The organism is Mycobacterium kyorinense, assembly GCF_001672775.1.
Classification (GTDB): Bacteria; Actinomycetota; Actinomycetes; order Mycobacteriales; family Mycobacteriaceae; genus Mycobacterium; species Mycobacterium kyorinense_A.
In genome coordinates this window covers 34,782-49,233 of record NZ_LZKJ01000093.1, presented here as the reverse complement: position 1 = coordinate 49,233, position 14,452 = coordinate 34,782, and the positions used below count along the sequence as shown (strand labels likewise).

At 65.0% G+C, this 14,452-nt stretch carries 2 protein-coding genes (1 of these 2 running past the window's edge); both read right to left on the bottom strand.

Annotated elements, in window-relative coordinates:
- On the bottom strand, window positions 1-2,345 hold the 5' end (the start) of the coding sequence (locus tag A5707_RS10235) for a non-ribosomal peptide synthetase (protein ID WP_065014385.1). Its footprint begins 24,874 nt before the window's first position; only the first 2,345 of its 27,219 coding nucleotides appear in the window; the start codon lies at window positions 2,343-2,345; the stop codon falls past the left edge of the window.
- Window positions 2,342-14,452, bottom strand: coding sequence for an amino acid adenylation domain-containing protein (locus tag A5707_RS24750; RefSeq protein ID WP_065014384.1), 12,111 nt, complete (start codon window positions 14,450-14,452; stop codon window positions 2,342-2,344). Before A5707_RS24750 ends, A5707_RS10235 begins: the two co-directional genes overlap by 4 nt.

Below are 14,452 nucleotides of genomic sequence, written 5' to 3'. Positions count from 1 at the left end.
AAATCAGGCCACCCCGGTGCACGGCCGCGCCGACGCGACTCATACGCCTGACCAACATCCCGGACCATCGGAGCCAGTGACCAGCCGTCAAAAGCGATGTGGTGCACCACAATCCCCACCACATACCGCTCGGGACCTGCCGCATAGATCTGGGCACGAATCGGAATCTCGCTGGACAGATCAAACCGATACCCGGCCAACCTCACCAACTCGTTGGCGACATCCTGCTCAGACACCGCCACCAAGGCAGCACCGCCGCGCCGCCACATCCCCGGCTGAGCCGGCAACACCTGCTGCACCGCCACGCCGTCAACATCGGGAAATATCGTGCGCAGCGCTTCATGGCGAGCGATCACATCATCGAGCGCCGAGTCCAGTGCCTCGACATCCAACGCTCCGTTGATCCGAAACGCGGTCGGCATGTTGTAGGTCGCCGCCCCGCCCTCGAACCGGTCCAAAAACCACAACCGGCTCTGCGCGAACGACAACGGGACCTTCGACGGCCGCGGGCCGGCCACCAGCGGCGCGCGGCGGTCGCCGTCCTCGCCGATACGTGGCGCCAGTTGGGCCACCGTGGGGGCCTCGAATAGCGTGCGCACCGCAACGTTGGCGCCCAAGCCGGCATTGACGGCCACAACCACCCGCATCGCCGACAGTGAATCCCCACCGAGGTCGAAGAATGAGTCGTCGACGCCGACCCGCTCCAGCCCCAGCACCCGGGCATAAATGCCGGCCAGAATCTCCTCGGTAGGGGTGGCCGGAGCACGGTAAGCATCGGCGTCTTGGTACTGCGGTGCCGGCAAAGCTCGCTTGTCGAGTTTGCCGTTGACCGTCAACGGCAGGCTATCCAGTGTCACAACCGCCGCCGGAATCATGTAGGCCGGCAACCGCTCGGCCAGCCGAGCGCGGATCTGTGAGGGATCTGCGGTGCCCGTGACGTAACCCACCAGACGCTTGTCGCCAGGGCGGTCTTCGCGGTCAACGACCACCGCCTGCTCCACCCCATCCAGCGCACTTAACGCCGCCTGGACCTCACCGAGTTCAATGCGATAGCCGCGGATCTTCACCTGCTCATCGGAGCGCCCCAGATAACGCAACTGCCCGTCAGTGCCCCACCAGACCAAATCGCCGGTGCGATACATGCGTGTCCCCGCACCGCCGAACGGACACGCAACAAACCGCGACGATGTCAGCCCCGCGCGGCGCCAATACCCAACCCCCACACCGGTGCCGGCGACATACAACTCCCCGACAATGCCAGCCGGCACCGCCTGCAACGATTCGTCGAGCACGAACAACGCCGCCCCGGCTACCGGCGCACCGATCGGCACCACGCCCGTGCCCGCGGCCAGCGGTGTACTGATCGCCGCATACACCGTGGTCTCCGTCGGACCGTAGGCGTTGATCATCACCCGCCCCGGCGCCCAGCGATCCACCACCGCCGCCGGACACGCCTCACCGCCGACCAGCAGCGTCACCGGTCCCAAACCGTCGGGCGAGAGCATTCCCGCCGCAGACGGCGTTTGCGTGAGCACGCTGACCTCTTCGGCGACTAGGAGGTCGCGGAAGTCTTCCGGGGATCCGGCCACCTCTTCGGGCACCACCACCAGGCGCCCTCCGCGCAGCAACGCACCCCAGATCTCCCACACCGAAAAGTCGAAGGCCAATGAATGACCCTGCGTCCACACCTGACCTGCCAACGCTGCGTCCAGTGCCTTGATCAGCTGGACCACGTTGTAGTGGGTGATGCCCACCCCCTTGGGTACCCCGGTGGTGCCCGAGGTGTAGATCAGGTAGGCAATATCGTCGGCGGCAGGTACCGGCAGCGCCGTGCTGGGTTGTGTGGCCGCAGTGGGATCGTTCACGTCGATGACGAGTACGTCATGCCCGTCGAGCCGGTCGGCCAGCCCGGTCGTGGTGATTACCGCGACCGGTCCGGCATCGGCGAGCATGAACTGCGTCCGCGCCATCGGTGCCGCCGGGTCGATCGGCAGATATGCCGCCCCGGTTTTCAACACCGCCAAAATCGCCACGATCGCGTCAGCCGACCGCGACAACAACAATCCCACGGGTTGTCCCGCGTCCACACCATGAGCAATCAGTAAGTGCGCCAACCGGTTTGCGGCCTCGTCCAGTTCGCGATAAGTCCACGAAGTCTCGCCGCAGACCACCGCCCTCGCCTCAGGCGTGCGCTCGACTTGCGCACCGAACAACACCGGAATCGACACCCGCCCGGTCGCCGGCGCAGTCAATACCGCCCGGTTGCCCCATTCGTCTAGCTGGGCCTGCTCATCCTCATCGAGCAGATCGATCGACGACAGCCGCGGCCCTGTGTCGGCGGTCATGACCGCCGCTTCGTGTCAGCGGTCAGCGCCATCAACACTCGCCGCCACCGCTCGATCAGCGCCTCAATTCTCGGTGCATCGAAAATGTCGGTGCGGAATTCCACCGCCCCTCCAATCCCGGCGGGCTCACCGGCCTCGGTGAAACGTTCGGCCAAAGAAATCACCAAATCCATTCGCGCCGTTTGGGTGTCCACACTCAGCGGGCTGACCTGGACATCACCCAACCTCAGCCCGGCTGCCGGTTCGCGCTGTTCGGGAAGATTCTGCCAACCCAACATCACCTGGATCAGCGGGTGATGTTTCCGTGACCTACTGGGGTTGAGCCGCTCCACCAGAACATCGAAGGGCACATCTTGGTGCTCGTAGGCGGCCAGGCTGCGCGCGCGCACCTGGGCCAGCAGCTCACCGATGGTGGGATCACCGGCCAGATCAACCCGCAACACCAACGTGTTGACAAAAAATCCCACCAACTCATCCAGTGCCGGGTCACCACGCCCGGCGATCGCAATCCCCACCGCCACGTCTGAACTGGCGCTCAGCTTGGACAACAACACCGCCAGCGCGGCCTGCACCACCATGAAACTGGTCGCATGGTGCTCACCAGCCACCCGGGCAATCCGCTGCTGCAGCTGCGCCGGCCACTCCACTGCCACACTGGCGCCCCGCTGATCAGCCACCGGGGGGTAGGGCCGATCAGTCGGCAGCACCAAGCGATCGGGCATTCCGGCCAATGCCTGCTGCCAGTAGGCCAGCTGCGCGGCGATCGGACTATCGGGATCGTCGAAATCCCCCAACTGCTCGCGCTGCCACAACGTGTAGTCGACATACTGCACCGGCAGCGCCGCCCAGCCCGGAGCTTGCCCGACACACCGGCTGGCATACGACACGCCCAGATCCCGCACCAACGGAGTGACCGACCAGCCATCAGCGGCAATATGGTGAGCCACCGCCACCAACACATGCTCATCATCGGCGACCTGGAAAACCGTTGCCCGCAACGGAATCTCGGCCGTCAAGTCGAACGCGTACCGTACTGCAGCGCTGACCGCCTCAGTTAACTGCTCCGCCGACCAACCGGTAGCGTCAACGACCTCCCAGCCGAAGTCGGCCTCCTCGGCCGCAATTACCACTTGCTGGGGTGCGCCTTCGACCACCGGGAACAGGGTGCGGAGGCTCTCGTGCCGGCCCACCACATCGGCCAGCGCCGCACCCAACGCGTCGACATCCAGTTGTCCGCTTAACCGCAACGCTACCGGCATGTTGTAGACCGGTGAGGGTCCCTGTAACTGGTCGAGGAACCACAACCGGTTTTGAGCAAGCGACAACGGAATCCGCGCCGGTCGCTCAACAGCTACCAGCGGCTTCCGCTGACCCTCGCCTCCGCCGACACGCGGCGCCAACTGGGCCACCGTGGGCGCCTCAAACACCGCCCGCACCGAAAGATCGGCCTCCAGTGCGGTATTGGCCGCGGCGACCAGCCGCATCGCCGAAATGCTGTCCCCACCCAGATCGAAGAATGAGTCGTCGACCCCAACCCGCTCCAACCCCAGCACCCGTGCATAGATGCCAGCCAGAATCTCCTCGATGGCGGTGGCCGGGACGCGATGACCGGTCTCGTGATACTCCGGTGCCGGCAGGGCGCGGATGTCCAGTTTCCCGTTGGGAGTCAGGGGCAAGGCGTCCAGGGCCACCACCGCCGCGGGGATCATGTAGGCCGGTAACCGGTCAGCCAACGCTGCGCGCAGTTCGACGGGGTCTGCGGTGCCGGTGATGTAACCCACGAGGCGTTTGTCGCCGGGGCGGTCCTCGCGGGCCACCACCACCGCCTGCTCAACGCCCTCCGAACGCGCTAAGGCAGTCTGGATCTCGCCGAGCTCGATGCGATAGCCGCGGATCTTGACCTGCTCGTCGGCGCGCCCCAAATAGTCCAGCTGTCCATCAGCGCGCCAACACACCAGATCGCCGGTGCGATACATCCGCGCCCCGAGACCGCCGAAGGGACACGCCACAAACCGTGATGCCGTCAATGCACCGCGGCGCACATACCCACAGCCCACCCCCGACCCGGCCACGTACAACTCCCCGGCCACGCCGGCCGGCACCGGACGCAACCAGGCATCGAGAACGAACAACGCCGCACCCGGCACCGGTGACCCGATCGGGACCACGCCCGAGCCCGCCGTCAGCGGCGCACTGATCGTCGCGTAGACCGTGGTCTCCGTCGGGCCGTACGCGTTGACCATCACCCGTCCGGGCGACCACCGCTCTACCACCTCGACCGGACACGGCTCGGCGGCCACCACCAACGCCGCCGATTCGAGCCCCTCCGGGGAAAGCACACCCACTGCCGAGGGCGTTTGGCTTAACACACTGACCTTTTCAGCAACCAGCAGGACGTGGAACTCATCGGGTGAGCGCGTCACCGCCTCGGGCACCACCACCAACCGGCCACCGTGCAGCAACGCCCCCCACATCTCCCACACGGAATAGTCGAAAGCCAACGAATGGCACTGTGTCCATACCTGCCCGGGCACCAGTCCCAACCCGGCATCCAGCGAATCGAACAGCCGTGTCACGTTGCGGTGGGTGACCGCCACCCCCTTAGGTATCCCCGTCGTGCCGGAGGTGTAGATGATGTGGGCGACGTCATCGGGGGCCGGTACCGGCAATCCTGTACTGGGCTGGTTGGTGACGCGAGGGTCATCGACATCGATGATCGGTAGCTTGCAGCCGTGTAGCCGGCCTGCCAGGTCGACCGTGGTGATCGCGACGATGGGCGCGGCATCGGCGATCATGAACTGCATCCGTGCCGCCGGCACCACCGGGTCGATCGGCAGATATGCCGCCCCGGTCTTGAGCACCGCCAGAATCGCAGCGATCGCCTCGGCCGACCGCGAAAACAGCAATGCCACACACTGTCCTGGGCCCACGCCGTGAGCAACCAGTAAGTGTGCCAATCGGTTCGACGCTTCGTCCAACTCCCGGTACGTGCAGGAATCGTCGCCGCACACCAGCGCCACCGCGTCCGGGGCGCGCACCACCTGGACGTCGAACAACTCCGGAATCGACGCCCCGACGGGTGTGGGCGCAGCCAACACCGCCCGGTTGCCCCACCCATCAAGCCGGGCCTGCTCGGCCGCATCGAGCAGCCCGATCGACGACAGCCGCCGAGTGGGCTCGGCAGTGATCGCCGTCAGCACCTGCTGCAATCGCCCGACGAGCACTTGGATGCTGGCCGCGTCAAACACGTCGGTACGAAATTCCACTGTCCCGGAAACCCCAGTGGGCCTGCCAGTTTCGTCCCAGTTTTCGGCCAGCGAGAATGTCAGGTCGACGCGGGCGGTGTGGGTGCCCGCCGATAGCGGGGCGACCTCGAGGTCACCCAAGGCGAATCCCGCAGGATCGGTGTTCTGGGCCGGAAGGTTCTGCCAGGCCAACAACACCTGCACCAACGGGTGATGAGTCAGGCTACGGGTGGGATTTAGCCGCTCCACCAGAACTTCGAACGGCACGTCTTGATGTTCGTAAGCGGCCAGGCTGCGCTGCCGTATTTGCCCCAACAGCTCAGCCACGGTGGGATCACCGGCCAGATCAACCCGCAACACCAACGTGTTGACGAAAAAGCCCACCAATTCGTCCAGCGCTGGATCGCGGCGCCCCGCGATCGGGAACCCCACCGCCACATCGCAGCTGGCGCTCAGCTTGGACAACAACACCGCCAACGCGGCCTGCACCACCATGAAACTCGTCGCATGGTGCTCACCAGCCACCCGGGCGATCTGCTGCTGCAGCTGCGCCGGCCAATCCACGGCCACACTGGCACCGCGGTAATCGGCCACCGGCGGATACGGCCGATCGGTGGGCAACTGCAGCCGCTCAGGCAGCCCCGCCAACGCCTGCTCCCAATAGGCCAGCTGCCCGGCGATCCGACTCTCGCTATCAGCCAGATCCCCCAACTGCTCACGCTGCCACAACGTGTAATCGACATACTGCACCGGAAGCGCCGCCCAGCCCGGAGCCTGCCCGACACAGCGACTGGCATACGCCACGCCCAGATCCCGCACCAACGGAGTGACCGACCAGCCGTCAGCGGCAATATGGTGAGCCACCGCCACCAACACATGCTCATCAGTAGAAACCCGGAAAAGCGTTGCACGCAACGGAATCTCGGCTGACAAGTCAAAGGAGTAACGTGCCGCCGCAGCCACCGCATCGCTCAGCCGCTGCGATGACCAACCAGCGGCATCGACGACCTGCCAACCCAACTCGGCCCGCTCAACGGGGATCACCACTTGCTGAGGCGTTCCCTCGACTGCGGTGAACAGGGTGCGCAGACTCTCATGGCGGGCCACCACATCGCCCAACGCCGCACCCAATGCCTCGACATCCAACGTCCCGCTGAATCGGTAAGCGGTCGCCATGTTGTAAATCGGTGAGGGGCCTTGTAACTGCTCCAAAAACCACAATCGCTGCTGCGCATACGACAACGGAATTGCCGCAGGGCGCGGCTGGGCTGTCAAGGCTGCGCCGACACCTTCCTCGTCATGCGCACTCATCCATTCGGCCAACGCAGCCACCGTGGGCGTATCGAACAACGCCCGGATCGGCACCTCCACACCCAGTTCAGACCGCACCCGCGCCTGCAGCCGTGTCGCAGACAGGGAATGACCGCCCAGGTCGAAGAACGACTCGTCGATGCCGACGCGCGTCACGCCGAGAACCTCGCCGAACAGTGCGGTTAACGTCTGCTCGCGTTGATCGCGCGGCGCCCGATAGGCCACCCCGCTGACGAACTCCGGAGCTGGCAATGCTCGGCGATCAAGTTTGCCGTTGACCGTCAATGGCAGCGACTCCACCACCATGACCGCCGCCGGCACCATAAAGTCCGGCAACCTTTCGGCCACAAAGCGACGCAGCTCAGTGACTCGCTCGATCGCCGCCGGGTCGTTGACATACCCGGCCAGTGAATTGACCGGCGCGGCCGGCAGATACAGATCCGACAACGCTGCCGGCCCCGAGCCGTTGGCCGGTGCAGCGGGGTGAGTGAAGATCAGATCCACCAGGCCAGTAGTCGGCGACCACGTCACCCCCGTCGCATATCCCAGTTCCTGGCCCAACGCATGACACTGGTGTGGCAATACCCCATCGGGTGCGGAGAGGCCGGCGCGCAACTCGCTGATCGGAACCCGACCGCTGGACTGAGCCAGCGCTCGCGCCAGCGCCACCTCAGACCAGATTCCGCTGTGCGGCACGCCCGTTACACGCAATTCCGGCAGCCGCTGCGACTGCAGATAGTCGGCCAGGCCGGCCAAGGTTCCGAACTGTTGCCACGGTTGCGACGGTAGGTCCCTCAGGGGGCGCACCGGTACCGGCGCCTTACGCAGCACCACGTCGTATCGGTAACCGCTGAGTTCGTTGACCGCCCGCATCTGCTTGAGTTGGACGTCCACGGCGCCGATTTCGGGAAGGCGCTGCGGCAAAGCCGCGAAAAACTCCGGCGCCAAGAGCAGTTCGTGCTCGGCAAGCATATCCCGGCGCACCCGCTCGGCCACGACAGCGGCACTGTCCTCGCCACCGGTCGGATTAGCGCACACCACACCGGTGGTGAACGCTCGCAACAACGACAGGTTGCGCACGTCGCCGATGAACAACGCCCCGCCGGGTGCCAGCAATCGCATCGCTATTGCCAGCACATCAAGCAGATATCCCGCGCTCGGGAAGTATTGGGCTACCGAGTTGAGGACCACGACATCGAAATGCCCGTCCGGTAAGCCGTCGGCCACGTCGGCCGGCTGCACCCGCAGCCGGACCCGATCACCCCACGGCTGCCCGGCTACCGCCGCCTGCAACGTCTGGATTGTCGGCGCGGCGAAATCTGTGCCCCAATATTCGGCGCACTCGGGTGCCAACTCCGCAAGCAACAGCCCGGAGCCGACGCCGATCTCGAGTACCCGTGCCCCGCGCAAGCCGCGGATTCGTTCCACGGCAGCAGCGCGCCATTCCCGCATCTCCTCAAGCGGAATCGGGTTGCCCGTATAGCTGCTGTCCCAGCCTGCGAACTCGTCTCCCAACGCAACCGGGGTGTGCGTCGTCGACGCCAACCCCGAATAGAGGCCCCGATAAAGTTCCTGCCACTGCGCAACGAGCTTCGTTTCTCGCCCGGGCTCTCGGGTCAGGATCATCTCCTGATCCAGCACCACATAGCCGACCAACCGTTTGTTGCTCGGCTCGTCGCCGGCTCCCGCTGTCCGGGTGTCCGTGTGAGCGACGACCACCGCCTGCCCCACCCGAGGATGCGCCGCCAACGCGGCCTCGATCTCCCCGAGTTCGATGCGATGGCCGCGGATCTTGACCTGTTCGTCGGCACGCCCGAAGTAGTCCAGCTGGCCGTCGGGGCGCCAACACACCAGATCCCCGGTGCGATACATACGTCGTCCGGGCGCCTCCGCGCCCCCGAACGGGCACGCCACAAACCGCGACGCCGTCAGCGCGCTGCGGCGCACATACCCACAGGCCACCCCGGCACCGGCCACATACAACTCACCCGCCACACCAGCGGGCACCGGACGCAACCATTGATCGAGCACAAACAACGCCGCCTCAGGTATGGGCGACCCGATCGGCACGACACCGGGGCCCGGCCGCAACGGCGCACTGATCGCCACCACCATCGTCGTCTCGGTCGGGCCGTAGGCATTGCGCATCACCCGGCCCGGCGCCCACCGATTGACCACCTCGGCCGGGCAGGCCTCGCCGGCTACGAACAACGTCGCCGACTCCAGCCCCTCTGGGGACAACGCCGCCACCGCAGACGGCGTTTGGGCGAACATGCTGACGCCTTCGCTAACCAGCAACGCATGCAAGTCTTCTGGCGAGCGCGCGACCGACTCGGGCACCACCACCAGTCGTCCACCCTGCACCAGGGAACCGAAGATCTCCCACACCGAGGTGTCGAAGGCCAAGGTGTGGCACTGCGGCCGCACCCCTGCTTGGGGCACGACGAGATCCCGCGACGCCAGCATTTGGGTCGCGTTGTGGTGAGTGACTGCCACCCCCTTGGGCAGACCGGTAGTACCTGAGGTGTAGATCAGGTAGGCGATGTCGTCGGCCGCCGGTGCCGGCAAGGCACTGCTGCGCTGAGTGCTCACCGCAGGGTCATCAATGTCGATGACCGTCAGGTCATACCCATGCAACCGTTCGGCCAGTGCGGTCGTGGTGATCGCGGCCATGGCTGCGGCGTCCTCGATGGTGAATTTGATCCTGGCTTCGGGATACGCCGGGTCGATTGGCACATACGCCGCGCCGGTCTTCAAAACCGCCAACATTGCCACGATCGCCTGGGCGGAACGTGAAAATAGAAGCGCCACAGTCTGTCCCGGGCCCGCCCCGTGGCCCGCCAACAGGTGTGCCAACCGGTTGGAGTCCTCGTCCAACTCGCGATAAGTCATCGAGCGGCCCTCGAAAACCAGCGCAACTGCCTCCGGAGCGCGCGCCGTCTGCGCGGCGAACAACGCCGGAATCGACACCGGCGGGGAAGCGCGGCGGGTCAAGACCGCCCGGTTGCCCCACCTATCCAGCTGGGCGCGCTCGTCGGCATCGAGCAGGTCTATCGACGAGAGCCGTCGATCGGGATCGGTCGTCATACCGACCAACACCCGCCGCAGCCGCTCGATCAACGCTTCGATTCTGCCCGGGTCGAAAACGTCGGTCCGAAATTCCACCACTCCGTAGATCCCGGCAGGTTCACCGGTTTCGTCCCACCGTTCGCCGAGGAATAGCACCAAATCCGTACGGGCAGCCTGGGTGTCCACCGGCATCGGTGCGATCTGCAGATCGTCAAAGCTGACCCGGCGCAACGGATCGGTGTCTTGCCCAGGGAAGTTCTGCCACGCGAATACGACCTGAACCAATGGGTGGTGGGTCAGGCTTCGGGTGGGATTGAGTCGATCGACCAGAACCTCGAACGGCACATCTTGGTGTTCGAACGCCTCCAAACTGCGCGCCCGCACTTGGGCCAGCAGCTGCTCGACGGTGGGATCCCCATCCAGATCGACACGTAAGACCAACGTGTTGACGAAGAACCCCACCAGCTCATCCAGCGCAGGGTCACGACGCCCGGCAACCGGGAACCCCACTGCCACATCAGGACTCCCGCTGAGCTTGCCCAGCAGCGCCGCCAGCGCGGCCTGTATCACCATGAAGCCAGTCGTGTTGTGCTCGCGGGCCACCGCTGCAACCCGCTGCTGTAGCTCGACGGGCCAGTCCACGGGCACGCTGGCGCCGTGGTAGTCAGCAATCGGCGGGTAGGGCCGGTCGGTGGGCAATCGTAGGTACTCGGGCAGCCCGATTAGGGTCTTCTCCCAATAAGCCAGCTGGGCAGCAATTGGACTCTCGCTGTCGGCCAGATCACCAAACTGCGCACGCTGCCACAGCGTGTAATCGGCGTACTGGACCGGTAACGGCGCCCAACCGGGGGCTTGCCCGGCACACCGGCTGGTATAGGCCGTACTCAGATCACGCACGAGAGGGCTAATCGACCAACCGTCCCCGGCGATATGGTGCACCACGGCCACCAGTACGTGCTCGTCATCGCCGACACGGAAAAGCCATGCCCGCAAGGGAATCTCGGTCGCCAAGTCGAAGCTGTACCGTACTGCGGCGCTAACCGCCTCATCCAGCCGGCTTTCTGACCATTCGGTCGCATCGACAACGTCCCATCCGAAATCGGCCCGTTCGGCTGGGATCACTATTTGCTGGGGTGCCCCCTCAACCGCCGGGAACACGGTGCGCAGGGTCTCATGGCGGCCCACCACATCGGCCATCGCCGCGTGCAGCGCCTCGACGGCCACTGGGCCGCTGATCCGAAAGGCGGCCGGCATGTTGTAGGTCGCGGCCCCGCCCTCGAACCGGTCGAGGAACCACAACCGCTGCTGAGCAAACGACAATGGCACCACGTCCGGCCGCTCAACCGGTGTCAGCCGCGGCCGCCCGCCCGGCCCCTCAGTGATATGGGGCGCCAACTGGGCAACCGTGGGAGCTTCAAACAACGCGCGCGCCGAAAGAGCCGCGTTCAGACCGGTATTGACCGCCGCGACGACCCGCATCGCGAGAAGCGAATCCCCGCCCAGGTCGAAAAACGAGTCATCCACGCCGACGCGCTCTACGTCGAGCACCCGGGCGAAGATGCCGGCCAGAATCTCCTCAACCGCGTTGGCCGGGGGGCGGTAGTGATCAAGGTCCCCGTACTCCGGTGCCGGTAAAGCGCGCTTGTCGAGTTTGCCGTTCGGTGTTAGCGGCAGCGCCTCCAGCGCTACTACCGCGGAAGGCACCATGTACGACGGAAGCCGCTCGGCCAGTGCGGCCCGCAGTTCCGCGGCATCCGCTGTGCCGATGACATAGCCCACCAGACGCTTGTCGCCGGGGCGGTCCTCGCGGGCGATCACCACCGCCTGCTCTACCCCGTCCAGCTCGGCCAAGGCCGCGCGTACCTCACCGAGCTCGATGCGGTACCCGCGGATCTTGACCTGCTCATCGGCGCGGCCGAGGTACTGCAGTTGACCCTCGGCGTCCCAATACACCAGATCCCCGGTGCGGTACATCCGCGCCCCCGGAATCCCGAACGGGCAAGCCACAAATCGCGAACCCGTCAAGCTCGGGCGTCGCCAATAACCGCAACCCACCCCGGCACCGGCGACATACAACTCGGCGACCACGCCGGCCGGCACCGGGCGTAACCACGCGTCCAGCACGAACAAGGCCGCGCCGCTGACCGGCGAGCCGATCGGTACCACACTCGACCCGGCTGCCAACGGCGCGGTCATCGCCGCATACACCGTGGCCTCGGTCGGGCCATAGGCGTTGATCATCACCCGGCCCGGCGCCCACCGGTCCACTACCTCAGTCGGGCAATCCTCGCCGGCCACCACCAACGCCATCGAGTCCAAGCCATGCGACGACAACATCCCTACGGCAGAAGGGGTTTGGCTCAAAACGCCAACTTTTTCGGCGACCAGTAAGGCATGGAAGTCGTCGGGTGCACCGACTGCCGACTCGGGCACCACCACCAGCCGCCCACCGTGCAGCAGCGCGCCCCAGATCTCCCACACCGACACGTCAAAGGCCAGCGAATGCCACTGCGTCCACACCTGACCGACCGGCTTTAGGTCGGCCTGCAGCGACTTCACCAGCTGGGTCACGTTGTGGTGGGTGACGGCGACGCCCTTGGGGACACCGGTAGTGCCCGAGGTGTAGATGAGGTAGGCGACGTCATCAGGGCTTGGCGCCGGGAGAGCTGTGCTCGGCTGGGCGTCGATGCGGGCGTCGTCGACATCGATGAGCAGCAGATCGCACCCGTCCAACTGAGACCGCAGGCCCGTCGTGGTGATCGCGGCGATCGGCGCGGCATCGGCGAGCATGAACTCAATGCGGGCCGCCGGTAGCGCCGAATCCATCGGCACATACGCCGCCCCCGTCTTGAGCACCGCCAAGATTGCCACGATCGCCTCAGCCGACCGGGAAAACAGCAGCGCCACACACTCGCCCGGGCCCGCGCCGTGCGCAGTCAGCAGATGTCCCAGCCGATTCGCGGCTTCCTCGACTTCGAGGTAAGTCATGGAGCGGCCTTCGAAGGTCAGCGCCAGCGCCTCCGGGGTGCGCGCCACCTGCGCAGCCCACAACGCCGGAATCGACGCTGCGACAGGTGCCGGCGCAGTCAACACCGCCCGGTTGCCCCAGTCGTCCAGTCGGGCATGCTCACCGGCATCCAACACATCCAGCGACGACAACTGGTGTCCCGGGTCGGCGGTCATCGTCGCCAACACTGATTCCAACCGCTTCGCCAAATCGCCGACACCGAAATTCGACAATGGATGCCCAGCGCCCAATGTGCTGAGAAAAAGATCGTCGCCGCTGCCAGAGAAGATCAGCCCAAAGCCGTCCACGAGACCGGCGTTGGTCAATGATGCCGATGCCGCGACACCACCGAAATCGAGAGTGAATGCGGCCGGCAGGAAATTGACGCTCACCCGATCGAGTGGCTGCGCCGCGCCGCGCGAGCGGGCCTTTCGCTCAAGGGCTTGCACCGGAAACCGCTGATGTTGCAGCGCTTCTCGTATTTGGGTGTCAACATGCCCACAAAATTCGGTCACTGTGGTTCCGGGTGAAACCGTCAATACCAACGGCACGACCCCGGCGACCATCCCGGGAAGCGTTTTCGACTCCGGATGGACTCGTCTGGTCACCGGAAAGTCCAGCGCCACCTCCAAACCTTCGGAACACCACGCCCGCACCAAAAGAGCGCAGGCCGCAGTGATGACCGATGACCGAGGTACATTCCAGACGCGAGATAACTCTTCGACTCGGCGAAGGACTACCGGGTCCAATCGAACCGGCGCAGACGGCCAATACGAATCACCGTCATTCGAGCCCAGCGGGGACCGATAATTCGGTCCCCGCTCGGCCGGCAGATTCCTATTCCAATACTCCTGATCTTCGAGATAGTCGGTTGACGCTTCGTATTCAAATTCAGAATCGACCAAGTCCTGCAATGACCCGAAGACGGCAGGGGGGATGGGGGACCCAGAAACAATTGCAGAATAGACGGTCGCAATCCGATGACCGACCAACGCAATGCCCGAGCCATCGACGACGATATGGTGGCCGCACCCGAATAAATAAAATTCATCAACCCGCGTCTGGAACAACGCGAATTTGAACAGCGGGCCGCTGAGCGGCATTGGCGTGCGCTGGATCGATGCTGCTAGCCGCTGCGCTTCCCGCACCGGCTCGCGGGAACCGGTCAGGTCGCTGAATTCCAGCTGGACATCCGGGTAATCGACAGGTTTTTGAAAAACTTGCCCATCGACTTCGAAGATTGCGGCCCTGACCGGTTCAGCCTCTTGAATCACTCGACGGATCGTCCACTCGAGCGCATCACGTTCTACCGCGCCCGCAATTTTCACGAATAGACCGAGTTGCCACTCCGTGCAGGATTGACCCGTCTCCTGCGCAAGCCAAATGTCCAACTGTCCGCGCGTCAACGGAAGTCCTGCGTCGCGCTCCATTGCCTGTCCGCGCGTCAGCAGAAGCGACCGGACATCAAGCTCCAT

Bases quoted from the DNA above. Each gene is read 5' to 3' on its own strand.
- A5707_RS24750 (WP_065014384.1), bottom strand. From the start codon at position 14,452: ATGGAGCTTGATGTCCGGTCGCTTCTGCTGACGCGCGGACAGGCAATG.